Consider the following 23,247-nt stretch of genomic DNA (forward strand, 5'->3'; position numbering starts at 1 on the left):
CGCCGGGCCCGGCCCAGGCCGGTGCCGCGCACCGCGCCGGCTCGGTCGCGGCGGGACGGCCACCCCGGCTGGGATGCTGGCGGTCGTGCCGTCCGCCGCCTCCCGCCGCACCGCGTTCGCCGTCGTCGCCACCCTCGCCGGGCCCGCCACCTGGGTGGCCCGCGCCGCCTGGGGCCTGCCCACCGCGCTGGGGGCCAGCCGCCGCGAGGTGCGCCCCTACGCCGCGGGCTCCCCGCAGTTCGCCCACGGCCGGTTCCACAACCGCCTGAGCACCCCGCAGCTGCCGCCGGCCAGCGCCCGGCGCGGCCTGCTGCGGCAGATGCACGAGGAGCGGCACACCGGCCTGCCGGCCCGGCCGGTGCCGCTGGCTAGCGCGGAACTCCCCGCGGAGGCCGGGGAGCTGGCCGTCACCTGGTTCGGTCACTCCACGGCGCTGGTCGAGGTCGACGGGCGGCGGGTGCTGGTCGACCCGGTCTGGGGTGAGCGGGTCTCGCCGTCCCCGCTGCTCGGCCCCACCCGGCTGCACCCGGTGCCGGCACCGCTGGCCGCGCTGCCGCCGGTGGACGCCGTCCTGGTGTCGCACGACCACTACGACCACCTCGACCTGCCGACGGTGCGCGAGCTGCTGCGCACCCAGACCGCCCCGTTCGTCGTGCCGCTGGGCATCGGCGCGCACCTGCGCGGCTGGGGCGTGCCGGAGGAGCGGATCGTCGAGCGGGATTGGGACGACGCGGCCGAGGTGGCCGGGCTGACGCTCACCTGCACCGAGGCGCGGCACTTCTCGGGCCGGTTCCTCACCCGGGACACCACCCTGTGGGCCTCGTGGGTGATCGCCGGCCCACGGCACCGGGTGTTCTTCGGCGGTGACACCGGCTACACCCCCGCGTTCGCCGGCATCGGCGCCCGGCTGGGTCCCTTCGACCTCGCCCTGCTGCCGATCGGCGCCTACAACGACGCCTGGCAGTACGTCCACATGACGCCGGAGGAGGCGGTGCGCGCCCACGGCGACCTCGGCGGCGGGCTGCTCGTGCCGGTCCACTGGGCGACGTTCAACCTCGCGTTCCACCGCTGGGCCGAGCCGGTGCAGCGGCTGTGCGCGGCGGCCCGGCGGTCGGGGGTGCAGGTCGCCGTACCGCGCCCGGGCGAGCGGGTCGACGTCCTCGCGCCGCCCCCGCTGGACGACTGGTGGACTGCCATCGGCTCGGTCGCCGACGAGCCGACCGATGCCGGCGACGCCGGGGTGGGCAGCTCGGTGCTGGCACGGGCGGCGTCCTGGCTGGTCGCCCGCCGGCAAGCCTGAGCGGGTGGCTCCGTCGGCGTGACGTCGACGGGTCCACTCCGCTCAGCGCAGCAGGCCGGCCACCTCGGGCAGGTCGGCCGCCTCGCGTCGCGGTGTCCCGCCGTCGGGGTCGAGCGTGTGACCCGGACGGCGCAGCCGGACGACGTCGATGCCGGCGGCCAGCGCGCCGCGCACGTCCCGCGCCGACGTCGCCACGTGCGTGAGCCGCCCCCCTGCCAGCTCGACGGCCCGCCGGTAGATCCCGGCCGCGGGCTTGTAGGCGCCGAGCCGCTCGGAGGTCAGGACGGCGGCCGGGTCGAGCAGGCTGCCGACCAGCGGCGCGACGCGGGTGCGGGCGAACACCGCGTCGTCGACGTTGGAGAGCACACCGACCGGTCCCAGCCGGGACAGCGCGGACAGCCCCTCGGGGACGTCGGGCCACAGCGGCCAGTCACCGACCGAGTCCAGCAGCGCGACGCTGTCGGCGGTGGCGTCGCGGTCGACGCCGAGGTCGGCGTAGGTGGCCGCGAGCGCGCGGCGGCTGTGCTCGGCGAACGGGATCCAGGCCGGCTCGTCGCGCTGGGAGGCCTTGTTGGCGGCGTCCCAGCGGTCGTAGAGCCGCCCGCCGTCCGCGCCGGTGATCCGCGCCAGCGCGGCCGACCCGCCGGTGCGGGAGTCGATCAGTGCGCTGAACAGGTCGACGGTGACGAGCATCGGCCCAGTTTGGCGGAGTCGCTCGGTGCCGGTCCCCCGCACTCGAGCGACTCCTGTGACCGTTCACTTCGAATGAGCATCGATGGAGCACTCACGAGCGGCTTGGGTCCAGACCTGACCACCGCGACGCGCACTCGGTATGAGCAACGGCCGCAAGTCATTCACGTTGGGTGAGCCATACAGCGGCAGCGACGTTCACCTATTGCGATCACGGAGCGTAGGTCTGGGTTCAGCAGCACGGCGCAGCGGAACTCTCCGGACGAGGCCTCGATGCGGTGAGGGCACCTCGTGCGGCTGGACCTGGACCATGATCGCGACTTCACCGGTCTTGGCCGCCCGCGTTGGTGTCAATGGCGTCCGTCAGCTTCGCCCTCGAGGTCAAGGGCGAAAGCCAGGCCGCCAGCGAGGCGGTCACCACCAGAGCCGTCGAGATGTGCTCCCAGCTCGACTCAGGAGCAGTTGCCTTGGGCGACGTAGCGCTTGGCAGTGGTGGTCGAGGGGGCGCTCGACCAGTTCCATCTCGCTGCGGCCACCCGGTAGTAGTACTCGAACCCGTCGGTCCGCGCCCCGCTTGTCCAGATGGTGTTGGTGACGCCGGTGGCGATGGTCGTGAAGGTGCCGTTTGGGGAGGTTGCCTGCGAAACGGTGTAGCTGGTGGCACCGGCCGCGGCGGGCCAGGCGAGTTGGATGGTGCTCCCCGTCGGCGAGACGCAGCTGGCGGTCACCTCGGTCGGTGCGGTGAGGGAACCGGCGTGCGCGTGCGCCTGTGACCCATCGGCGAGCCCGGCCGACCAGGCGGCACCTGCCGGTTGGGCTGGTGCCGCCATCACCGCGGTTACGACGGCGACCACTGCGGTGCGGTGGGCGACTCGGACACGCTGGATCACGAGGCCGGGGGATTCTGCTCGATCAAGGGGGTCAGTCAGTTGGCGGATGCCGTCAAGGAGGTGGACACCGGACTGGTGGTGGTGGACACGCCCTCGGGTGCAGGGCTGGCGCTGATCCCCGTGAATGACGGCATCGAGAAGTAGGCGCCTTGGCACTCGTTCGGGCTCTCGCTGCCCATGCTGGCTGCGTCTGTCAGGGTGACGGAGAGTTGACCGTTGGCCGCGACGACCAGCGGAGCGGCGAGCTCCCGGATGGCGCCCGACGTGGCGGCGGCCTGCGTGTAGCTGACCAGGCTCCGGCTCGAGTCGCACAACGCGATCAGGTCGTCGTCGTGCCAGGGGTCGTCTTTGTACCCGGGTGCATAGGTGGTGTGGGCCGGCAGGTACAGAGCAGAGACGACCACCGGGAACGGATTGGGGTTCTTGATCGCGGCGGTGACGTCGCCGGTTCCTCCCGGGTAGAGCAGCCCGTTGAGACCCGGGGTGGAGGCGGCGGTGATCGACAGGTTGTCGATCTTCGCCGCCTTCGCCTTTCCGTTGGATCCGGCGTCCAACCCGACGAGCCATGTCGCAGTGGCGACACCCCCGCACAGCATCAGGATCGTCAGTGCGGTCACCACGCGCGCGCGCCGGCCCACAGACAGTCCGGGCCGGTGCGTCGCGCGGAGTCCGCTTCGGCATCTGGTCCGGGTCATGGCTTTGCGCCTCTCTCGTGGAACCGAGTCGTCTCGCTGGGTCTGCACATGTGATCGGCAGGAATGCGAGGACCTTGAGTCGAGCACCGGATCTCAAAACGGCCGAGCCGCGCACCCCATCGCCCGCCGCGGCGTCGCCCACGGCTCCGGTCTGGGCAGGAAGCGATGGGTGGTCGAGCGCGGCTTCGCCTGGCTGCACGCCTTCAAACGACTTCGGACCCGTTATGAGCGCCGCGCCGACATCCACCTCGGCCCGCCAGCTCACGGTCGTTCTGCATTGAGTTCTGAGTGAATATCGCCTCGGAAGACAGAAATGCTCACCTTGAGTGCACGTTGGCCGTTCACAGTGAACGGTCACAGCTCCGCTCAGCGCAACAGCTTGGACAGCCGCCGGTCGGCCAGCGGCTTGCCGCCGGTCTGGCAGGTCGGGCAGTACTGCAGCGAGGTGTCGGCGAAGCTGACCTCGCGCACGGTGTCCCCGCACACCGGGCAGGGCAGGCCGGTGCGGGCGTGCACCTGCAGCCCCGACCGCTTCTCGCCCTTCATCGTCGCCGCCTGCTGGCCGACCTGGCGCTCGAGCGCCTCGGTGAGCGTGGCCCGCATCGCCTCGTACAGGCGGAGCACCTCGTCGTCGCTGAGCTTGTCGGCCATCTTGAACGGCGACAGGCGGGCGGCGTGCAGGATCTCGTCGGAGTAGGCGTTGCCGATGCCGGCGACCAGCGTCTGGTCGGTGAGCGCGCCCTTGAGCTGCCCGGAACGCCCGCCCAGGAGCGCCGCGAACGTCTCCCGGTCCACGGCCAGCGCGTCGGGGCCGAGCCGGGCGATGCCGGGCACCTCGGCCGGCGTCCGGACGACGTACACCGCCAGCCCCTTGCGGGTGCCGGCCTCGGTGAGGTCGAAGCCGTCCGGCGGGGTCTCGTCCTCGGCGGCCAGGTGGACGCGGAGCGCCAGCGGCCCCTTGCCCGGCTTGGGCGGGGCGGCCGGCAACCCGGTCCGCCAGTGCAGCCAGCCGGCCCGCGCCAGGTGGACGACCAGGTGCAGGCCGGACACGTCCAGGTCGAGGAACTTGCCGTGCCGGGCGACGCCGGTCAGCTCCAGCCCACCGAGCGCGGACAGCGGCGGGTCGAAGGTCTTGATCGCCTGGACGGCGGCGAGGTCGACCCGCGTCACCACCCGGCCGACGGCGTTCTCGCGGAGGAACGCGACCAGGGCCTCCACCTCGGGCAACTCGGGCACCCGGTCATGATGCCCCCGACCTCCCCCGCCGCGCCGTCCCCGATCAGGGGACTTCCGGCCTCCATCCGTCGGTTTCCGGAGCGGGTGCCAGGCCTGGCGCGCACCCGAACCGGGCAGGAGACACGCCGACGCCGGGTACCCGGTCAGCGACACCGCGCGAGGGGACGGTTAACGCGGCGGAAGAGGAACGCAAAAAGGGGGGAAAGTCGGGCGAGGAGGCCTGAGGAGCGCGCTGACACGCGCAGGATGCGGCGATCCGGAACGAGCGAGGTCGAGGTGCCGCACCACCTCTCCGCCCTCACCTCCGAGATCGCGAAGCTCCTCTCGACGGGCGGTACCTGATGACTCACGCGCACACCACCGTCATGGGCAAGGTCCCCGACACGCCTCCTTCCGCGCCCATCAAGGACCGGTTCATGGGCGTCGACGTCGGCCGGGGGGTCGCCCTGCTCGCGATGCTGGGGGCGAACGTCTCCTACGTCACCCTCACGGACGACGACACGGTGACGCTGTCCGGGATGACCGTGATCGGTCGGTCCGCGACCCTGTTCGTGATGGTCGCGGGCATCAGCCTGGCCTTCATCTCGGGCGGGCGCCGCCCGGTGCAGGGAACGGCTCGACGAGCGGCCCGGGCGAACATCGCGGTCCGGGCACTGTTGATCGGCCTCATCGGCCTCGCCCTGAGCTACGTCGCCCCGCCCGACCTCGGTGTCATCCTCACCTACTACGGGGTCTTCTTCCTGTTGGCCATCCCGCTGATCGGCCTGCGGCCGCGCATCCTGATCGGCATCGCGGGTGCGCTGGTCGTGGCGGGACCCCTCGTCCTGATGGCGGCGTCCTACTGGGACTGGCCGGCCCCCTTCGACTCCGATCCGACGTTGAGCGCGCCCTTCACCGACCCCCTGGGCCTGCTCCTCCAGCTGCTCGTCACCGGGACCTACCCCGCGGTCGTCTACATGGCCTACATCTGCGTGGGGCTGGCCATCGGCCGGCTGGACCTCTCCTCTCCCAGGGTCGCCCTCCGACTACTCGTCGGCGGGCTGGCCCTGGCGCTCGCCGCCTGGTCCGCCTCGTGGCTGCTGTTGGAGCGACTCGGCGGCCTGCAGGCCCTGCTCACGTACTCGGGCCCGGGGACGACCCCGAACCAGATCATCTGGGACGGGGAACTGGCGGAGTCGTGGTGGTGGCTGGCGACGCGTGTGCACCACTCCGGCGCGCCACTGGACATGCTGCACACTCTCGGCTCGGCGATGGCCGTTCTCGGCGCCGTACTGCTCCTGACCCGGCTCTCTGTCGCGCGACGCCTGCTGCGGCCGGTCGCGCTGGCGGGCGCCATGACCTTGACCGTCTACTCCGCCCACGCCTTCGTCCTGGGCTCGAGTCTGCGGATCGAGAACGAACTCGCCCTGTACCTGGCGCTCGTGGGCGCTGCACTCGTCTTCGCCGTCCTCTGGCACCGCTGGTTGGGGCAGGGGCCCCTGGAGCGGCTGGTGGCCATCCCGGCCGACCGGGCACGGGCCGCCGTCCTCGCCGGCCGCTTCCCCCCGCGGTCCGCTCCCAGCGCCAGGGGTGCCACGACGTCGCGCCCGCCCGTCCCCGGTCCGCGGGACCCCCTGCCACCCCGGGACCGCCGGCCCGGTCAGTAGCGGCTGGTCCACGCCGGGCCGTCCCGACAGTCGACACCCACGCGGGTCCCGCCGCTCAGCGGACCCGCGCGGGCCCGGGATCAACTGGCGCCGTTGTCCTCGTTCAGCCGGACGGTGGCGCCGGGCTCGTGCCGCGCCTGGTCGGCGACCGCCGCGGCCACCGCGTGCGTGACCTCAGGGTCGAACACGCTGGGGATGATGTAGTTGGCGTTGAGCTGGTCGTCCTTGACCACGGCGGCGATCGCCTCTGCCGCCGCGAGCAGCATGCCGTCGCTGATCTCCCGAGCCCGCGCGTCGAGCAGCCCCCGGAAGACCCCGGGGAAGGCCAGCACGTTGTTGATCTGGTTGGGCAGGTCCGAGCGGCCGGACGCGACGATCGCGGCGTGCTGGCGGGCCCGCACCGGGTCCACCTCGGGGGTCGGGTTGGCCATCGGGAAGACGACGGCCTTGTCGGCCATGCGGGCGAGGTCGTCGACGTCGAGCACGTTGCCGGCGCTGACCCCGATGAACACGTCGGCGCCCGCGAGCGCGTCGGGCAGCTCCCCACGCACGCCGTCGGGGTTGGTGCGCTGCGCCAGCTCGCGCTTCGCGGGCGAGAGCCGCTCGTCGTCGGGGACGAGGATGCCCTCACGGTCCCAGACCAGCACGTGGCGGGCGCCGGCCTTGAGCATCAGGTGCACGATCGCCGTCCCGGCCGCACCGCCGCCGGCGACGACGATCCTGACGTCCTCGAGCCGCTTGTCGACGACGCGCAGGGCGTTGCGCAGGGCGGCCAGCGCGACGATCGCCGTCCCGTGCTGGTCGTCGTGGAAGACCGGGATGTCGAGCTTCTCGCGCAGCCTGGCCTCGATCTCGAAGCAGCGCGGAGCGGCGATGTCCTCGAGGTTGATGCCGCCGAAGCCGGGGGCGAGCAGCTCCACGGTGCGCACGATCTCGTCGACGTCCTGGGTGTCCAGGCAGATCGGCCAGGCGTCGATGTCGGCGAACCGCTTGAACAGGACCGCCTTGCCCTCCATGACCGGCATCGCCGCGCCGGGGCCGATGTCGCCGAGGCCGAGGACGGCGGAGCCGTCGGTGACCACCGCGACGGTGTTGCCCTTGATCGTCAGCCGGCGGACGTCGTCGGGGTTCTCCGCCAGCGCCAGGCACACCCGCGCGACACCGGGGGTGTAGGCCATCGACAGGTCGTCGCGGGTCTTCAGCGGGACCTTGGAGGCCACCTCGAGCTTGCCGCCGAGGTGCAGCAGGAACGTCCGGTCGCTGACCTTGCGGACCTTGACCCCGGTGACGGCGCGCAGCGCGTCGACCATCTCCTCGGAGTGCGCGGCGTCGGCGGCCGAGCAGGTGACGTCGACGGTGAGCCCGTCGGAGCGGGAGTCGACGACGTCGATCGCGGTGACCGCGCCGCCGGCCGAGCCGACCGCCGTGGCGATCCGGCCGATCGACGCCGGGTCGCCGTCGGCGGTGAGCCGCACGGTGATCGAGTAGGAGGCCGAGGTCACCGGCCCGCGCGGCGGCGTCGCCGGCTCGCCGAGGGAGGTGTCGTCGGTGCTGGGCGTGGCTGCGGTGTCGGTGCTCATGGCGGGCTCCATCGTCGCACCCCGGCCCCCGGCCGCCGCCGTTCTGGTCACAGTGGTCGTGTGGGGTCCAGCACCTCGGTCGGCAGCGGGCCGCCCGACCCGCCGGGTCAGGACGGCGGCCGCGACACCCGCCCCTCGGCGCGCGCCTTGAGCCCGTCGCAGAACGTGCGGAACGACGGGTTGAGGTCCGGCGTGGTCCGGCCGAGGATCGCGGCCAGCGGCCCGGTGTGGTCCTCGCGCACGGTGAGCACCGTACCGCCGTCCTCCTGACCGTCGAGGCGGTAGGTGCGCTCGATGACCGCCAGCCCGAACGGCAACCCGGCGCGCCAGCGCATCACCTCCCCGGGCCGGATCTCGGTGACGGTGACGACGAACGGTCGGCTGCGGATCATCGTGGCGTAGAGCGTCAGCCGCTCTCCCAGCGCGACGTGCCCCTCCACCCGGTCGACGCCGGAGTCCCAGTCCCGCCAGCTGCCGACGTCGACCAGCAGCGCCCACACCTGCACAGCCGGCGCGTCGATCCGGGCGGCCGCCTCGAAGCTCCTCATCGGTCCCCTCTCATCCGGCGCGCACGCCGGTGACCTGCAGATACGTGTTCGGCACCACGATCCCCGGACCCCCGCCGCGGGTGGCGCTGCCCCACATCTCGGCGAACTCCCGCTCCAGGGCGGCGCGGCCGGCGTCGTCGAGGCGCTGCACCGCCGCGTGCACGGGGCCGAACCAGTCGCGGTAGCGCTGCCACTGCGCCTCGACCGAGGGGGCGGTGAACTGCACGGTCCGCTCGGTGTGCTTCACCTGCCGCAGCTCCCCCCGGCCGAGGAGCCCGTCGACGCCGTCCGGCGTCCCCCACAGCAGCGGGTCCCCGGTGGCGTCCTCGGGGTCGTGCCGGGCCACGAGCGCGAGCAGCCGGCCGCCGGGGGCCTCCGGTCGCCAGGCGGTCAGCCCCAGCCGGCCGCCGGGCCGCAGCACCCGCAGCAGCTCCCCCGCGGCCTGCGCCGGGTCGGCGGCGAAGACCACGCCGAACGTGGACACCACGACGTCGAACGACGCGTCCGGGAAGGGCAGGTCGCAGGCGTCGGCGACCTGGGTGTCGAACGCCAGGCCCTCGGTCTCCGCCCGCCGGAGGGCGTGGTCGAGCAGCTCGGGGACGATGTCGGTGCACACGACGTCGGCGTCGCGGCGGGCGGCGGCCAGCGCGGTGTTGCCGGTGCCGCCCGCGACGTCCAGCACCCGGTCCCCCGGGCGGACGGCGAGATCGGCGACGAGCTGCTCGCTGGCCGGCACCAGCCGGACCCCGACCCGCTGGTAGTCCCCCGCCGCCCACACCTCGCGGGTCCGCGAGGACGTGGATGCGGCCATGCCCGCAGTGTGCCCCGCGTCACATCCGGTGGGTAGGGGCGGGTCAGCCGACCAGCAGCGCGGCCCGGTCCGGGCGGAGCACCGTCCGGACGGCGAGCGCCCCGGCGACGAGCAGGGCGGCCGGCCACGGCCGCGCCGGTGACCAGCGCCGGTCCACCGTCGACGGCGACCGCGACCAGCCCCCACACCACGGCGACGGCGAACGGCCCGGCCGCGACGCGCGCGACGAGTACCAGCGCCGTCGCCAGGGCCGCCACCGCCGCGAGCGCGACGACCGCCCACACCTGCGCCGCCGGCCCCTGGGCCGGTGCCCCGAGCGCCACGCCGGCGGTGGCCACCTGGACCGCCGACGCCAGCGTCACCCACCCCAGCAACAGCCCGGTGACCGCCGCGGGCAGCAGCCGGGCCAGCCCCGCGGTGGGCACGTCCTGCAGTCGCGCCCAGGCCGTCGCCACCGCCGCCACGATGGCGAACAGGAGCACCGCCGGGATCATCGGCGCGTCGTCGCCCACCAGCGGGAACACCACCTCCCACACGGCGTTGCCCGCGAACGCGGCGGCCAGGGGCCAGCCGGTCCGCCGGTGCACCTCCCGCTCCCGCTGCGCGGGGAGCGCCGCGTAGACCGCCCAGGCGAGCGCCCCGGCGAAGACCAGGACCCAGATGGAGAAGGCGTAGCCGGCAGGGGTGATCAGCGACCGGCTCCCGTCACTGACCTCCCCCACGCTGCGTCCGGCGACGACCGTCCCCAGCGGGCTGCCCCCGATCTGGGCGACGGCCGCCACCAGCACCGCCACCGACCGCACGCCGTCCGCACGCCGTCTCGTCGTCACCCCACCGGCCTACCCAGGCGCGGCGGCGCGTCACGCCGCACCCGGCCCGCGGCTGCGTCGTCCGCCAGCGCACGGGCCCACGCGACCAGCCCCTCGACGTCGACGCCGTGCGGCGGGTCCGCGGCGTAGGCCTCGACGTTCCCGGCGCCGCGCTCGAGCAGCGTCGCCGCCCCCCGCGCGTTGCCGCGGGCGGCGTGCGTGAGCCCGACCGCCAGCTGGGCCAGCCCCCGCCACAGCCGGCGCTCGTCCCCGGGCGCGGACTTCCAGGCGTCCTCGAGGACCTCGTGGGCGTGGAACGGGCGCCCGGCGTCGAGCAGCCGCTGCGCCTCGGCCAGCGACTCCGCCGGCGGCCGCACCACCCCCTCCGGCGCCCGCTCCACCCCGGCGGCGTCGTAGGGCAGCGGGCGGCCCAGGGCGTCGCGCGGGCGGGCGTTGCGCGCGCGACCCTGCGGATCGCGGTCCCGGTCGGTGTCCATCCCCCGATCCTGACGCGAGCTCCGGGCGACGGCCCCGTCGTGTCGGTGGTCGGGTGCAGGATGGGGGTGAGGACGGCCACAGAAGGGCCGCCCCCGCACCGACCCGCGGTCGTCGTCGACCGGTCCGGACCTGGAGGGGGTGGGGCCCGTGGCCCCGGTCATCGAGGAGCGCGCGGCAGCGCTCGACCTGCACGCCGCGCGGGCGCACGTCACCGCCACCGCCCTGCGTCCCGGGCCGGTGGGCACCGTCGGGCTGGAGCTCGAGGCGCACCTGGTCGACCTCGACGCCCCCGCGTCCCGGGTGCCGTGGCCGCTCGTCCGCGAGGTCCTCGACGCCCTGCCCGCCCTCCTGCCCGGCGGCAGCCGGGTCACCGTCGAGCCCGGCGGGCAGGTGGAGCTGTCCGGCCCGCCGCTGGCCGACGTGGCGGCGGCGGTGTCGGCCCTGCGGATCGACCGGGACGTCGTGGCCGCCGCGCTGGCCGGCGAGCGGCTCGGCCTGGCCCCGGTGGGCGCCGACCCGCTGCGCCGGCCGCGCCGGGTGAACCCGGCCGCCCGGTACGCCGCGATGGAGGCGCACTTCACCGCGCTGGGCTGCGCCGCCGCCGGGTCGGCGATGATGACGGGGACGGCGTCCCTGCAGCTCAACCTGGAGGCCGGACCGTTGGGCGGGTGGGGCGAACGGGTCGCGCTGGCCCACCAGCTCGGCCCCGTGCTGGTCGCCGTGTCCGCGTGCTCGCCCGTGGCCGACGGGCGGCCCACCGGCTGGGTGTCGTCCCGTCAGCGGGTGTGGGGCGACCTGGACCAGGCGCGGTGCGGGCCGTTGCTCGGGAGGGCCGACCCGGCGCGGGAGTGGGCCGAGTACGCCCTCGCCGCCCCCGTGATGCTGGTGCGCGACCCGGTCACCGGGGACGCCGCGCCGGTGCGGGCGCGCGTGCCCTTCGCCGCCTGGGTGGCCGGCGCGGCGGCGCTGGGCGGGCGGCGTCCCACCACGGTGGACCTGGACTACCACCTGACCACGCTCTTCCCGCCGGTCCGCCCGCGCGGTTACCTGGAGATCCGCTACCTCGACGCCGCCCCGGAGCCGTGGTGGCCGGCGCTCGCCGCGGTGACCGCGACGCTGCTGGACGACCCGATGGCCGCCGACCGGGCCGCGGCCGCGAGCGCCCCCGTGGCCGGGGCCTGGGACCGCGCGGCCCGCGCCGGCCTGGCCGACCCACCACTGCACGCCGCCGCACGCGCCTGCCTGGCCGCGGCGCGCGACGCCGTCCCCGCGCCGCTGCGCCCCGAGGTCGAGGCGCTGGCCGAGCTCGTCGACCGCGGGCACAGCCCGGGCGACGCCCTGCTCGACGCCGCCCGCACCGGCGGGCCCGCCGCGGCCCTGCTGGCCGCCACCGCGCCGACCCTGCCGGCGCCGACCGCACCGGAGGCCCGATGAGCGACGTGCGCGAACTCCTCGCCCGCGAGCTGACCGCCGCCCGCGACCGCACGCTGCGGCTGACCGACCACGACGACCCGGAGCTGCTGGCCCAGCACACACCGCTGCTGAGCCCGCTGGTCTGGGACCTCGCGCACATCGGCCAGCAGGAGGACCTCTGGCTGCTGCGCGGCGGCGACTCCGCGTGCCCCGGGCTGCTGCCGCCCGACGTCGAGGCCCTGTACGACGCGTTCACGCAGCCGCGCGCCGTCCGCGCCCGGCTGCCGCTCCTGCCGCCGGTGGAGGCGCGGGCGTTCTGCGCGGAGGTGCGCGGGCGGGTGCTCGACCGGCTCGACCGCGCCGGCGACGAGGACCCGTTCGACGTCGCGATGGTGGTCAGCCACGAGCAGCAGCACGACGAGACGATGCTGCAGGCCCTGAACCTGCGTCCCGGCCCGCCGCTGCTGGGCACCGGCACCCCGCCGCCGCCGGGCCGCCCCGGGGTGGCGGGCACGTCGGTGCTCGTGCCCGGCGGGGAGTTCGTCCTCGGCGTGGACGCCTCCGACGAGCCGTTCTCGCTGGACAACGAGCGCCCAGCGCACGGGGTGCACGTCCCCGCCTTCCGGATCGGTCGGGTGCCGGTGACCAACGCCGAGTACGCCGCGTTCGTCGCCGACGGCGGGTACGCCGACCGCCGGTGGTGGTCCGGGCGTGGCTGGGCCCACCGGGTGGAGGCCGGGTTGCAGCGGCCGCAGTTCTGGGGGCCCGACGGGACCCGCACCCGGTTCGGCGTGGTCGAGCACCTGCCCCCGGACGAACCGGTCCAGCACGTCACGTTCTTCGAGGCCGAGGCCTACGCGGCGTGGGCCGGCGGCACGGGCGTCGTCCCGGCCGGGGCGCGGCTGCCCACCGAGGTGGAGTGGGAGAAGGCGGCGGTCTGGGACCCGGCCACCGGCCGGCGCCGCCGCTTCCCGTGGGGGTCGGCCGAGCCGACGCCGGCGCTGGCCAACCTCGGCGGGACGGCGCTGCGCCCGGCGCCGGTGGGCGCCTACCCCGCGGGCGCCTCGCCCTCCGGCGCCGAGCAGCTGATGGGCGACGTCTGGGAGTGGACGTCGTCGTCGTTCCGGCCGTGGCCGGGCTTCCGGCCGATGCTCTACGCCGACTACTCCGCGCCGTTCTTCGGCGGCGACTTCCGCGTGCTGCGCGGCGGGTCGTGGGCGGTGGCGCCGTCGATCCTGCGGCCGAGCTTCCGCAACTGGGACCACCCGATCCGCCGGCAGGTGTTCAGCGGTCTCCGGCTGGCCTGGTCGGTGGAGGAGGCCGACGCCTGATGTGCCGCCACCTGGCCTGGCTCGGCCGCCCCCGGTCGCTCGCGTCGCTGGTGCTCGAGCCGCCGTCGTCCCTGCTGGTGCAGTCGTGGGCACCCCGCCGCCAGCGGTACGGCACGGTCAACGCCGACGGCTGGGGGGTCGGCTTCTTCGCCCCCGGCCGGTCCGGGCCGGCGCGCTGGCGGTCGGCGCGGCCGCTGTGGGCGGACCCCTCGTTCGCCTCCGTGGCGCCGGTGCTGGATTCGGGCTGCGTGGTCGCCGCCGTCCGGTCGGCGACGGTCGGCATGCCGCTGGAGGAGAGCGCGGTGGCGCCGTTCACCGACGGCCGGTGGCTGCTGTCGCACAACGGCCGCGTCGACCGGTCGGTGCTGCCACCGGTGCGGGACGCCGAGTCCACCGTCGACAGCGCCCTGCTGGCCGCCCTGGTCTTCTCCCGCGGCCTGCGCGCCCTCGGGACGACGGTGCGCGAGGTGGCCGCCGCCGACCCGGACGCCCGGCTCAACCTGCTGGCCGCCGACGGCACCCGGCTCCTGGCCACCACGTGGGGGGACACGCTGTCCGCGCTGGTCACGGCCGAGGGGACCGCGCTGGCCAGCGAGCCGTGGGACGACGATCCCGCGTGGACCGACGTCCCCGATCGGCACCTGGTCGAGGTGACCCCGGACGGCCTGACGCTCACCCCGCTCGACTGACGCCCCGAGGAGCCCCGTGCCGAACTCGCTGACCAGCCATCTCGCCCCCGGCGACGCCGCGGCCGCCCTGCGTGCCGACGCGCTGGCCGGGTTGACCGCGACACCGAAGTCGCTGCCGCCGCGGTGGTTCTACGACGCGCGCGGCAGCGAGTTGTTCGACGAGATCACCCGCCTGCCGGAGTACTACCCGACCCGTGCGGAGCGGGCGATCCTCGCCGCGTACGCCGGGGAGGTCGCCGCGGCGTCCGACGCCGACGTGCTCGTCGAGCTCGGCAGCGGGACCTCGGAGAAGACCCGCCTGCTGCTCACCGCGCTGCGGGAGGCCGGCACGCTGCGCCGGTTCGTGCCCTTCGACGTGGACCCCTCGGTGCTGCAGGGCGCGGCCACCGCGGTCACCGCCGAGTACCCCGGCGTGGAGGTGGACGCGGTGGTCGGCGACTTCACCCGGCACCTCGCCGAGCTGCCCCGGTCGGGACGGCGGCTGGTGGCGTTCCTCGGCTCCACGATCGGCAACCTCGAGCCGGGGCCACGGGCGGCCTTCCTGGCCGAGCTGGCCGGCACGCTGCAGCCGGGCGACTCCCTCCTGCTCGGCACCGACCTGGTCAAGGACCGCGACCGCCTGGTGCGCGCCTACGACGACGCGGCGGGGGTGACGGCGGCGTTCAACCGGAACGTGCTGGCGGTGCTGAACCGGGAGCTGGACGCCTCGTTCGACCCGGACGCGTTCGAGCACGTCGCGGTGTGGGACGCCGAGCGCGAGTGGATCGAGATGCGGCTGCGGTCGCGGGGAGCCCAGGTGGTGCGGGTGGCCGCGCTCGACCTCGACGTCCCCTTCGCCGCCGGCGAGGAGCTGCGGACGGAGGTCTCGGCGAAGTTCCGCCGGGCCGGCGTCGAGGCGGAGCTGACCGCCGCCGGGCTGGCGGTCACGCACTGGTGGACCGATCCGGACGGCGACTTCGCGCTGTCCCTCTCCGTCCCGGACCGGAGGGCCCGGAAGGGGGTTCGGCGTCACCTGCATCCAGCCACCACAGGGACCAGGAAGGAGGGGTGACAGGCACCCCACCTCCGGAAGGACCCGCACCGTGGCCCGAACCCGCACCGCCGTCGTCCTCGCCGCCGGCACCACCGGCACCCTGCTCGCCCTCGGCGCCTCCCCGGCGCTGGCGGCCGACACCGCGACCGTCTCGATCCTGCACGCCGTGCCCGCCACCCCGGTGGACGTGTACGCCAACGGTGAGCGCCTCATCGACGACTTCCAGCCCGGCACGCTCACCGACCCGCTGCAGCTGCCCGCCGGTGACTACGACCTCGCGCTCTACCCGGCTGACGCGCCCGACGCCTCCGGCGCCCCGCTGCTGTCGGCGGACGGGGTCGCCGTCCCCGCAGGGGCGAACGCGACCGTCGTCGCCCACCTCGACGGGGACGGCGCACCGGCGCTCACCCCGTTCGTGAACGACACCTCGGCCGTCCCGGCCGGCCAGGCGCGCGTCGTCGTCCGGCACACCGCCGCGGCGCCGGCGGTCGACGTCCGGGCCGGTGGGAGCGTCGTCGCCCCGGGTCTGACCAACCCGGACGAGGCCACCCTCACCGTGCCCGCCGGCACCGTGAGCGCCGACGTCGTGCTGGCCGGCACCGACACCGTGGCCATCGGCCCGGCCGACCTCGACCTCGCCGAGGGCGCGACCACGATCGTGTACGCCTGGGGCTCGGAGGACGCCGGCTTCGAGCTCGCCGTCCAGACGATCTCCGGCGCCCACTCCGCCCCGTCCGGCGTCCCCGGCGGCTCGGCGGGCCTGGCCGACGACGGCTCGTTCCCGGCGCCGCTGGCCGCGCTCTCCCTGGTCGGGCTGGCCGCCGCCGGTCTCGCCGCCCGCCGGCTGGCGAGCACGCGGGTCTGACCGCCTGCGGCGAGGAGGGCTGATCGATGGTGCGCCCCGCTGCCGCCGGCCTGGTGCTGGGCCTGGCCCTGGCGGTCGGTGCGCCGGCCGTCTGGCTGGCGACCCGGGAGCCGGCGGCGGTGGGCGCACCGATCGAGCAGACCCTCCCCGCCCCGGCGTCACCGGCTCCCGGCCCCGGGCTAGAGCCCGCCCCCGGCGACCTGCCGCCGGTGACCACGCGGGCCGCCGCGCCCGCCGCGGTGCCCGCAGTCCCGCCGCCGGTCACGGTGGCCGTGCCGGCCGCCGGGGTCGCGGCCCCGGTCGACGCGGTCGGCGTGCGGGACGACGGCCAGATGGCGGTCCCCGACGACGTCGAGCGCGTCGGCTGGTACCGGTTCGGGGCAGCACCGGGAGCCGACGGCTCGGCGGTGCTCGCCGGTCACGTCGACGACCGCGAGCAGGGCCTGGGCGTCCTCGCGCCGCTGCGGGAGACCGCGATCGGCACCGAGGTGCTGGTCACCGACGCGGCCGGGGCGGTCACGCGGTGGCGGGTCGTGTCGCGGGAGGTCGTCGAGAAGGAGGTCCTGCCGCTGGACCGGCTGTTCGCCCGCGCCGGCCCACCGCGCCTCGTGCTGGTGACCTGCGGCGGCCCGTTCCTCCCCGAGCTGGGTGGTTACCGGGACAACGTGGTCGTCGTCGCGGACCCCGCGCCGTGACCGGCGTCCTGGACCGCCGCGTCGCAGGGCCTAGGGTCGACCGCGTGCCACCCGCCCTCGTCCCCCCGGCTCCCGAGCCGGACGACGCCGAGGTCGGCCGCCGCTTCGCCGCCGGGGACGAGCAGGCCCTGGCCTGGGCCTACGAGCGCTGGGCCGGCCAGCTGCACGGCATGGCGGTGCGGGCGTTCGGTCCCGGCCCGGACGCCGAGGACGTCACCCAGCAGACGTTCGTCTCCGCCTGGACCGGCCGCGCCGGCTACCGCCCCGATCAGGGCCCGCTGCCGGCCTGGCTGGTCGGCGTCTGCCGGCACAAGATCGCCGACACGTGGGCCCGCCGGGACCGGCAGCGCCGCACCGCGGAGGCCGCCGTCGCCCAGGCGCAGGCCGCGCCGCAGGTCGGCGGCCCGCTGGTCGACGCCGCCGTCGCCGATCGGGTGCTCCTCCTCGGCGAGCTGGACCGCCTCGGCCAGCCACAGCGGGGCATCATCGAGCTCGCCTTCTTCGAGGACCTCACACACGCCCAGATCGCCGCCCGCACGGGGCTGCCCCTGGGCACGGTCAAGAGCCACATCCGGCGCACCCTCGAGCGCCTGCGGACCCGGTTGGAGGTGGACGGTGCCGCACTGCAGTCCTGAACAGCTCGCCCTGGCGGCGTTGCGCGAGCCGCTACCGGCCTCCGACGCCGCGCACCTCGACGGCTGCGCGCAGTGCCGGGCGGAGGTGGCCTCCCTGCAGCGCGGGGTCGACGTCCTGGCCGTACCCGCGCTGGCCGCGCCGGACAGCTCGGTGCCGCCGCCCCCGGCGGTCTGGGCGGCGATCGCCGCCGCCACCGGCGTCCACTCCGCCCCGCGGCCGGAGGTCGTCGCCGGGGCGGGTCCCGCGGCGGACACCGTCGCGCCTCCCGCACCGCCGCCCCCGCAGGCGGAACGCGCCGCCGCCACCGTCACCCCGCTGCGGCCGCGCCGGTCCCGCCTGCTGCTCGCCGCCGCCGCGGCGCTCGTCGTAGGCGCCGGCATCGGCGCCGGCGCGGTGGCCCTCAGGAGCGGGGACGACGACGGCGTCGCGGTGGCCGCGGCCGCACTGGACCCGCTCGAGGGCAGCGGCGCCTCCGGCCAGGCCCGGGTCGTGGAGCAGGACGGCGGTCTCCGGGTGCTCGAGGTGGACCTCACCGCACCCGGTCTGCAGGACGGCTTCTACGAGGTCTGGCTGATCGACGAGGCCGTGGAGGCCATGGTGTCCGTCGGCGTCGTCCAGGGCGGCCGGGAAGTGGCCCTGCCGTTGCCGTCCGGCCTCGATCTGGGGCAGTACCCGGTGGTCGACGTCTCCGTCGAGCCGCTGGACGGCGACCCGACGCACTCCGGGGAGTCGGTGGCCCGGGGCCTGCTCGACACCTGACCGCGCCTAGCGTGGAGCGGTGACCCTGCTCGAGCCCGACCTCGTCCACGAGGACCTCGGCGCCACGTGGCGCTCCGCCCGCCCCCGACCGGCCGGCCGGCACCTGGACAGCGCCGCCTGCAGCCGGCAGAGCCACCGGGTGCTGGAGGCGGCCGCCCACCACGCCCGGCACGAGGCCGAGCTGGGCGGCTACGTGGCCGAGGCGACCGCCGACGACCTGCTGCAGCAGGGGCGGTCGGTCATCGGCGGTCTGGTCGGGATGGCCGCGGCGGACGTCGCCTTCGTCGAGTCGGCCCAGGCCGCGCTGGTGGCGCTGCTGTCGGGGTGGCGGCTGCCGGCGGGTACCCGGGTGGCCTGCCTGCCCGGTGAGTACGCGCCCAACGTCGCCCAGCTGCGCGCCGCCGGGCTCGCCCCGGAACCGCTGCCCGTCGACGACCTCGGCCGGGCCGACCTCGACGGCGTGGCCCGGCTGCTGGCCACCGACCCGCCGCGGTTCGTGCACCTGACCCACATCGGCAGCCACCGCGGCATCGTCCAGCCCGCCCGGGAGGTGGCCGCGCTCTGCCGGGAGGCCGGGGTGCCCCTGGTGCTGGACGCCGCGCAGTCCCTCGGCCACGTCGACACCGACCTGGGCGCCGACGTCGTCTACTCGACGTCCCGCAAGTGGCTGGCCGGGCCGCGCGGCGTCGGCGTGCTCTGCGCCCGGCCGGCGGTCACCGCCCGGCTCACGCCCGTGCTGCCCGAGCCGGCCGACGTCCCGCCGCTGCGGGCGTTCGAGTCCGGGGAGGCCCACGTCGCCGGCCGGGTGGGCCTGGTGCTCGCCGTCGGGGAGCACGTGGCCGCCGGGCCGGACCGGGTGCGGGCGCGGCTGGCGGCGCTGGGCCGGGCCGGCCGCGAGGTGCTGGAGGGGGTGGCCGGCTGGCGGGTCGTGGAACCCCGGGACGAGCCGACCGCGACCACCACGCTGCGCCCGCCGGACGGCGTCGACGTCGTCACCACCCGGGCGCGGCTGCTGACCGAGCACGGGATCGTGACCACCGCGATCGGACCGGAACGGGCGCCGGGTGAGATGACCGGGCCGGTGCTGCGGGTGTCCCCGCACCTGGACGCGACCGTCGAGGACCTGGAGGCCCTCGCCGCCGCCCTCTGACGCAGGACCCGCTGCCCGCGACCGGCCGGGAGGGACGCGGTGTGGCGGGACGGATCGGTCCGTCCCGCCACGCCGCTCGTCAGCCGAGGGCGCCGGTGAGCAGCGCCCCCGCGCCCGGGATGGACGGGGTGTGCCCCAGCGCCTTCAGCACCTCGTAGGTCGTCGCCGTGGCGGCGGTGACGACCGGCAGGCCGAGCTCGTCCTCCACCCGCTGGACGGCGGCCAGCGAGGGCATCTGCACGCAGGCCGACAGCACGATCGCCTCCGCGCCCTCCCGCTGCAGGCCCCGGGCGATCTCCGGCAGCCCCGCCGGGTCCAGCCGGCCGACGGCGAGGTTGTCGGGCACCTCGAGGGCGACGGCGTCGACCACCTCGACGCCTTCTCCCTCCACGTACTCGCGCACGAGCTGGGTGAGCGGGGCCATGTACGGCGTCACCATCGCCACCCGGTGCACGCCGATCGCGGTCAGGGAGCGCACCAGCGCCCCGGCGCTGCTGACCACCGCCGCCGGGTGCCCGTTCGCCCGCGCCGCCTCGCCGATCACCTGCTCGGACTCCTTGTGCGCGCCCGGGCCCTGGGCCATCACCGCCACCAGGCAGGCGTAGGCGATGACGTCGACGTCGGCGTCGGAGACGGCCGCGGCGCAGTCGGCGGCCTTGCCGACCATCGCGGCCAGCTCCTCCTTCGTCACCTGCTTCATCGCCGCGCGGGCCGAGTGGAAGGTGTAGCGGTGTCCGGTGGCCTCGGTCTGCCGGCGGAACAGCTCCGGCAGCTCGGTCTCCATCGTGGTGTTCGAGCTGGGCACGATCAGCCCGATCCGCGAGGCGTCGGGCACCCCGGGCGCGGGGGACGCCTCGCAGGCGGCGGCGTCGGTCGTCAGGTCGGCGCTCAGGTCGTGGCTCATCAGTAGCCGTCTCCTCCATCGGGCAGGTCCCCCGGGCTGGGGTTCAGGTGTGTGTCGACGTGCGCCGCCCGCCCGGAGATCTCACGCCAGACGCTCTCCGGGGTGATCGGGAGGCTGGACAGCTCCACGCCGTGGTCGGCGAGGGCGTCACAGATGGCGTTGGCGACCGCCGCACCGGGCGGGATCGTGCCGGCCTCACCCACCCCGCGGACCCCGAAGGGCGTCACGGGCGAGGCGACCTCGGTGTGCAGCAGCTCCAGCGGCGGCAGGTCGGCCGCCGTCGGGACGAAGTAGTCGACCATCGAGCCGTTGACCAGTTGGCCGGTGTCCGGGTCGTAGCGGAGCTCCTCGGTGAGCGCCGCGCCGAAGCCCTGCGCCAGCGCCCCGCGGATCTGCCCCTCGACGATCGTGGGGTTCACCACGGTCCCGGCGTCGTGCACCATGACGAACCGCTCGACGTCGAACTCACCGGTGCCCGGGTCCACCGACACCAGTGCCGCCGCCGTGCCGAAGGAGTAGGCGGCGTCCGAGGGCTCGAAGTGCGAGGTCGCCTCCATACCCGGGTCCTCCCCCGGCGGGATGCCCTGGCCGGTGATCGCGCCGGTGAACACCTCCGCGAGGGTGACCTGCACGCCCGAGACGTCCCGGTGGCGGACGACGGAGCCGGCGATCTCGAGGTCGGCGGCCTCGGCCTCCAGCTTCCCGGCGGCCAGCCGGAGGGTCTTGCGGGCCAGCTCGTCGGCCGCCTCCTTCAGCGCGCCGGCCGCGGCGATCATCGTCCGGGACGCGAACCCGCCGGTGTTCAGCGGCGAGGACGCGGTGTCCCCGGCGTGCACCTTCACCACGTCGTAGGCGATGCCGAAGACGTCGCTCACCACCTGGGCGAACGCCGTCTCACTGCTCTGTCCCATCGAGGAGACGCCGGTGTAGACGTCGATGCCACCGGACCGGTTGGCCCGCAGGGTGACGCTCTCGTGCGCGCCGAACTGCGAGCCGCGGTTGGCCAGGAAGCGGGCGCTGGCGTAGCCGGTGCGCTCCACGAAGGAGGAGAAGCCGATGCCGACCAGCCGGCCGTCGGCCCGCGGCACCCGGGGCGCGTCGCGGTGGGCGTCCCACCCGATCGCCTCGGCGGCCATCCGCAGGCAGCGCTCGTAGTCGCCGCTGTCGTAGACCGCGCCGGTGGGATTGCGCCAGGGCAGGTCCTCCTGCTTGACCATGTTGGCCGCGCGGAGCTCCACCGGGTCCAGGTGCAGCCTGCGGGCCAGGGTGTCCATCAGTCGCTCGTAGGCGAAGTTGACCTCCGGCTGGCCGTAGCCGCGGTAGGCCCCGATCGGCGTCTTGTTGGTCAGGGTGACCCGCCGCTCGGCGTACCCGTCCTCGACCCGGTAGGGGCCGTTGAGCACCACGCTGGACAGCTGGGCGGAGCCGAACGGCGAGTTCCAGCCGCCGATGTCGGTGGCGTAGACGTTGGTCATCGCCAGGATCCGGCCCTCGGCGTCCGCGGCGATCCGGTAGTCGTGCACCGATTCGCGGGCGTGCGTCGAGGCACGGAAGTGCTCGGCGCGGTCCTCGGTCCACTTCACCGCCCGGCGCAGCGCCATGGCGTGCAGGCAGGCCAGCACGTCCTCGGGGAACACGCCGAGCTTGAGGCCGAAGCCGCCGCCGACGTCGGAGGCGACCACCCGGATGTCGCTCTCCTGCAGCCGCAGCACCTCCGCCAGCGACTTGCGGACCAGGTGCGGCACCTGCGTGGAGACGTGCACCGTGAGCTCGCGGGCGCCCGGCCGCCACTCGGCGACGACGGCGCGGGTTTCCATCGGCAGCGCCGTGACCCGGTTGATGCGGAACCGGCCCTCGACCACGACGTGGGCCTCGGCCATGCGGGCCTCGGGATCGCCGCTGCCGTCGGAGTTGGCCGCCAGCAGGTTGGAGTCCAGGACCTCCGGGTGCAGCACCGGCGCGTCCGGCTCCAGGGCAGCGAGGACGTCGATCACGTGCGGCAGCGGCTCGTAGTCGACGTCGATCAGCTCGAGCGCGTCCTCGGCCAGGTGCCGGCTGGTGGCGACCACGCTGACCACCGGCTGGCCCTCGTGCGTGGCGACGTCCTGGGCGAGGGCGAAGTACGGCAGTCGCGGGGCACCCGGCACCGGCCGGAGCACCGGCAACGGCTCCGTCGCCGCCCGCACCTGGGCACCGACCAGCACGTGCAGGACCCCGTCCAGTCGCTCGGCGGCCGAGGTGTCCACCCGCAGCACCCGGGCGTGCGGGTACGGGCAGCGGAGCACGGCCATGTAGAGCGCCCGGGCGGGCTCGACGTCGTCGGTGAAGCGGCCGTCACCGCGCAGCAGCCGGTCGTCCTCCTTGCGGACCGCCGACGAGCCGATCCCGCCGGCCCGTGGGGCGGTCGTCGGGACGGCGAGGGGCTTCTCGACGGTGGTCATCGCAGGGCCTCCGGCGACGGGTCGGCGTCCTCGGCGCGCTGCGGGTGCTCGGCGAACCACCGCTCGATCGCGGTGACGACGTTCTCGTAGCCGGTGCAGCGGCACAGCACGCCGGCGATCTCCTCGCGGATCTCCTCCCGGGACGGGCAGCCGCGGCCCTGCTGGCCGAGGGCGGTGGCCGTCATGAGGAAGGCGGGGGTGCAGAAGCCGCACTGCAGCGCGTGCTCCTCCTTGAAGGTCTGCTGCAGCGGGTTGAGCCGGTCGTCCTCGGCCAGGGACTCGACGGTCCGCACGGAGCGGCCGTCGAGCTGGCAGGCCAGCAGCAGGCAGGACTTCACGGCCTCGCCGTCGACCACGACCGTGCACATCCCGCACGAGCCCTGCTCGCAGCCGACGTGGGTGCCGGTCAGGCCGAGCCGCTGGCGCAGGAAGTCGGCCGCGTGCAGCCGCGGCGGCACGGTGGCGGTGACCTCCTGGCCGTTCACGGTGGTGGTCACCGTGACCAGGGGTTCGGTCCCCACCTCGGATGCCGTGCTCATCGGCGGTTTCCCGGGCGCATCTCGGGGACGGTGAGCTCGCCGGCGTCGACGATGAGGGCGTCGTCGAGGTAGAGGCTGCAGCCGCGCAT

Annotated in this window: 23 protein-coding genes and 1 pseudogene; 13 read left to right on the plus strand and 11 right to left on the minus strand. The window is 75.4% G+C overall.

Annotated elements, in window-relative coordinates:
* Positions 1–85: 85 nt before the first annotated feature.
* On the plus strand, positions 86–1,300 hold the full coding sequence (locus CRP39_RS23405; RefSeq protein ID WP_245854066.1) for an MBL fold metallo-hydrolase: 1,215 nt from the start codon (positions 86–88) through the stop codon (positions 1,298–1,300).
* 42 nt (positions 1,301–1,342) lie between these two features.
* On the opposite strand, the gene CRP39_RS23410 is transcribed toward CRP39_RS23405, so the two are convergent.
* The 3 genes from CRP39_RS23410 to CRP39_RS23420 form a co-directional block, all read right to left on the minus strand.
* Positions 1,343–1,993 (minus strand): HAD family hydrolase, encoded by a 651-nt coding sequence (locus CRP39_RS23410; RefSeq protein ID WP_097208789.1) that lies wholly within the window; start codon positions 1,991–1,993, stop codon positions 1,343–1,345.
* A gap of 449 nt (positions 1,994–2,442) precedes the next feature.
* A complete protein-coding gene (locus CRP39_RS23415) occupies positions 2,443–2,844 on the minus strand; it encodes a hypothetical protein (RefSeq protein WP_143426744.1) in 402 nt (133 codons plus the stop codon).
* Between the two features lie 71 nt (positions 2,845–2,915).
* A complete protein-coding gene (locus CRP39_RS23420) occupies positions 2,916–3,500 on the minus strand; it encodes a hypothetical protein (protein ID WP_143426745.1) in 585 nt (194 codons plus the stop codon).
* 193 nt (positions 3,501–3,693) lie between these two features.
* On the opposite strand from CRP39_RS23420, the pseudogene CRP39_RS23425 reads away from it, so the two are divergent.
* Positions 3,694–3,867, plus strand: a pseudogene (locus tag CRP39_RS23425) (transposase); the annotation flags it as partial.
* Positions 3,868–3,941: 74 nt separating this feature from the next.
* On the opposite strand, the gene CRP39_RS23430 reads toward CRP39_RS23425, so the two are convergent.
* Positions 3,942–4,811 carry an Fpg/Nei family DNA glycosylase gene (locus CRP39_RS23430; RefSeq protein WP_097208792.1) on the minus strand — a complete coding sequence of 290 codons (870 nt, stop codon included), beginning with the start codon at positions 4,809–4,811 and terminating at the stop codon, positions 3,942–3,944.
* 341 nt (positions 4,812–5,152) lie between these two features.
* Here CRP39_RS23430 and CRP39_RS23435 point away from each other — a divergent pair, with 341 nt between their 5' ends.
* Positions 5,153–6,457 carry a heparan-alpha-glucosaminide N-acetyltransferase domain-containing protein gene (locus tag CRP39_RS23435; RefSeq protein WP_097208793.1) on the plus strand — a complete coding sequence of 435 codons (1,305 nt, stop codon included), beginning with the start codon at positions 5,153–5,155 and terminating at the stop codon, positions 6,455–6,457.
* Positions 6,458–6,537: 80 nt separating this feature from the next.
* Here the strand turns inward: CRP39_RS23435 and CRP39_RS23440 are convergent, their stop codons facing one another.
* The 3 genes from CRP39_RS23440 to CRP39_RS23450 form a co-directional block, all read right to left on the minus strand.
* Positions 6,538–8,037, minus strand: coding sequence for an NAD-dependent malic enzyme (locus CRP39_RS23440; protein ID WP_097208830.1), 1,500 nt, complete (start codon positions 8,035–8,037; stop codon positions 6,538–6,540).
* A 107-nt stretch (positions 8,038–8,144) separates the two neighbouring features.
* Entirely contained in the window at positions 8,145–8,585 is a 441-nt protein-coding gene (locus CRP39_RS23445; protein WP_097208794.1) for an SRPBCC domain-containing protein, read from the minus strand.
* Positions 8,586–8,595: 10 nt separating this feature from the next.
* Positions 8,596–9,396, minus strand: coding sequence for a class I SAM-dependent methyltransferase (locus CRP39_RS23450; RefSeq protein WP_097208795.1), 801 nt, complete (start codon positions 9,394–9,396; stop codon positions 8,596–8,598).
* A gap of 138 nt (positions 9,397–9,534) precedes the next feature.
* Between CRP39_RS23450 and CRP39_RS23455 the strand changes: the two genes are divergently transcribed.
* Positions 9,535–10,017: a hypothetical protein gene (locus CRP39_RS23455; RefSeq protein WP_097208796.1), complete on the plus strand. Its 483-nt coding sequence runs from the start codon at positions 9,535–9,537 to the stop codon at positions 10,015–10,017.
* 205 nt (positions 10,018–10,222) lie between these two features.
* On the opposite strand, the gene CRP39_RS23460 is transcribed toward CRP39_RS23455, so the two are convergent.
* Positions 10,223–10,702 (minus strand): DUF309 domain-containing protein, encoded by a 480-nt coding sequence (locus tag CRP39_RS23460; protein ID WP_097208797.1) that lies wholly within the window; start codon positions 10,700–10,702, stop codon positions 10,223–10,225.
* A 148-nt stretch (positions 10,703–10,850) separates the two neighbouring features.
* Here CRP39_RS23460 and egtA point away from each other — a divergent pair, with 148 nt between their 5' ends.
* From egtA to egtE, 9 genes are read left to right on the plus strand one after another with little or no spacing between them, the layout of a single operon-like run.
* Positions 10,851–12,137, plus strand: a complete 1,287-nt coding sequence (egtA, locus tag CRP39_RS23465) for an ergothioneine biosynthesis glutamate--cysteine ligase EgtA (RefSeq protein WP_097208831.1) — start codon at positions 10,851–10,853, stop codon at positions 12,135–12,137.
* Positions 12,134–13,447, plus strand: a complete 1,314-nt coding sequence (gene egtB / locus CRP39_RS23470; RefSeq protein ID WP_097208798.1) for an ergothioneine biosynthesis protein EgtB — start codon at positions 12,134–12,136, stop codon at positions 13,445–13,447. The genes egtA and egtB overlap by 4 nt, the downstream gene beginning before the upstream one ends.
* Positions 13,447–14,136 (plus strand): ergothioneine biosynthesis protein EgtC, encoded by a 690-nt coding sequence (gene egtC, locus CRP39_RS23475; protein WP_097208799.1) that lies wholly within the window; start codon positions 13,447–13,449, stop codon positions 14,134–14,136. Before egtB ends, egtC begins: the two co-directional genes overlap by 1 nt.
* A 16-nt stretch (positions 14,137–14,152) precedes the next feature.
* Positions 14,153–15,187 carry an L-histidine N(alpha)-methyltransferase gene (gene egtD / locus CRP39_RS23480; RefSeq protein ID WP_097208800.1) on the plus strand — a complete coding sequence of 345 codons (1,035 nt, stop codon included), beginning with the start codon at positions 14,153–14,155 and terminating at the stop codon, positions 15,185–15,187.
* 31 nt (positions 15,188–15,218) lie between these two features.
* The gene (locus tag CRP39_RS23485; RefSeq protein ID WP_097208801.1) at positions 15,219–16,034 is read left to right on the plus strand and encodes a DUF4397 domain-containing protein; all 816 of its coding nucleotides are present in this window, start codon (positions 15,219–15,221) and stop codon (positions 16,032–16,034) included.
* 26 nt (positions 16,035–16,060) lie between these two features.
* Entirely contained in the window at positions 16,061–16,729 is a 669-nt protein-coding gene (locus tag CRP39_RS23490; RefSeq protein ID WP_221201743.1) for a class F sortase, read from the plus strand.
* Between the two features lie 44 nt (positions 16,730–16,773).
* On the plus strand, positions 16,774–17,364 hold the full coding sequence (locus tag CRP39_RS23495; RefSeq protein WP_245854067.1) for an RNA polymerase sigma factor: 591 nt from the start codon (positions 16,774–16,776) through the stop codon (positions 17,362–17,364).
* Entirely contained in the window at positions 17,345–18,124 is a 780-nt protein-coding gene (locus CRP39_RS23500; RefSeq protein WP_097208803.1) for an anti-sigma factor, read from the plus strand. The genes CRP39_RS23495 and CRP39_RS23500 overlap by 20 nt, the downstream gene beginning before the upstream one ends.
* A gap of 19 nt (positions 18,125–18,143) precedes the next feature.
* The gene (gene egtE, locus CRP39_RS23505) at positions 18,144–19,274 is read left to right on the plus strand and encodes an ergothioneine biosynthesis PLP-dependent enzyme EgtE (RefSeq protein WP_097208804.1); all 1,131 of its coding nucleotides are present in this window, start codon (positions 18,144–18,146) and stop codon (positions 19,272–19,274) included.
* Positions 19,275–19,353: 79 nt separating this feature from the next.
* Here egtE and CRP39_RS23510 read toward each other — a convergent pair whose 3' ends face one another.
* Genes CRP39_RS23510 through CRP39_RS23520 form a run of 3 tightly spaced genes read right to left on the minus strand, consistent with a single transcriptional unit; the run spans position 19,354 to position 23,158 of the window.
* Positions 19,354–20,178 carry a maleate cis-trans isomerase family protein gene (locus CRP39_RS23510; protein ID WP_097208805.1) on the minus strand — a complete coding sequence of 275 codons (825 nt, stop codon included), beginning with the start codon at positions 20,176–20,178 and terminating at the stop codon, positions 19,354–19,356.
* Positions 20,178–22,619, minus strand: a complete 2,442-nt coding sequence (locus tag CRP39_RS23515; RefSeq protein ID WP_097208806.1) for a xanthine dehydrogenase family protein molybdopterin-binding subunit — start codon at positions 22,617–22,619, stop codon at positions 20,178–20,180. The genes CRP39_RS23510 and CRP39_RS23515 overlap by 1 nt, the downstream gene beginning before the upstream one ends.
* Entirely contained in the window at positions 22,616–23,158 is a 543-nt protein-coding gene (locus CRP39_RS23520; protein ID WP_097208807.1) for a (2Fe-2S)-binding protein, read from the minus strand. The genes CRP39_RS23515 and CRP39_RS23520 overlap by 4 nt, the downstream gene beginning before the upstream one ends.
* Between the last annotated feature and the right edge of the window lie 89 nt (positions 23,159–23,247).

Source organism: Geodermatophilus sabuli (genome assembly GCF_900215145.1).
Classification (GTDB): domain Bacteria; phylum Actinomycetota; class Actinomycetes; order Mycobacteriales; family Geodermatophilaceae; genus Geodermatophilus; species Geodermatophilus sabuli.

Bases quoted from the DNA above. Each gene is read 5' to 3' on its own strand.
- CRP39_RS23445 (WP_097208794.1), bottom strand. From the start codon at position 8,585: ATGAGGAGCTTCGAGGCGGCCGCCCGGATCGACGCGCCGGCTGTGCAG.
- CRP39_RS23440 (WP_097208830.1), bottom strand. From the start codon at position 8,037: ATGAGCACCGACACCGCAGCCACGCCCAGCACCGACGACACCTCCCTC.
- CRP39_RS23460 (WP_097208797.1), bottom strand. From the start codon at position 10,702: ATGGACACCGACCGGGACCGCGATCCGCAGGGTCGCGCGCGCAACGCC.
- CRP39_RS23510 (WP_097208805.1), bottom strand. From the start codon at position 20,178: ATGAGCCACGACCTGAGCGCCGACCTGACGACCGACGCCGCCGCCTGC.
- CRP39_RS23515 (WP_097208806.1), bottom strand. From the start codon at position 22,619: ATGACCACCGTCGAGAAGCCCCTCGCCGTCCCGACGACCGCCCCACGG.
- CRP39_RS23520 (WP_097208807.1), bottom strand. From the start codon at position 23,158: ATGAGCACGGCATCCGAGGTGGGGACCGAACCCCTGGTCACGGTGACC.
- CRP39_RS23490 (WP_221201743.1), top strand. From the start codon at position 16,061: ATGGTGCGCCCCGCTGCCGCCGGCCTGGTGCTGGGCCTGGCCCTGGCG.
- egtB (WP_097208798.1), top strand. From the start codon at position 12,134: ATGAGCGACGTGCGCGAACTCCTCGCCCGCGAGCTGACCGCCGCCCGC.
- CRP39_RS23450 (WP_097208795.1), bottom strand. From the start codon at position 9,396: ATGGCCGCATCCACGTCCTCGCGGACCCGCGAGGTGTGGGCGGCGGGG.
- CRP39_RS23435 (WP_097208793.1), top strand. From the start codon at position 5,153: ATGACTCACGCGCACACCACCGTCATGGGCAAGGTCCCCGACACGCCT.
- egtC (WP_097208799.1), top strand. From the start codon at position 13,447: ATGTGCCGCCACCTGGCCTGGCTCGGCCGCCCCCGGTCGCTCGCGTCG.
- CRP39_RS23410 (WP_097208789.1), bottom strand. From the start codon at position 1,993: ATGCTCGTCACCGTCGACCTGTTCAGCGCACTGATCGACTCCCGCACC.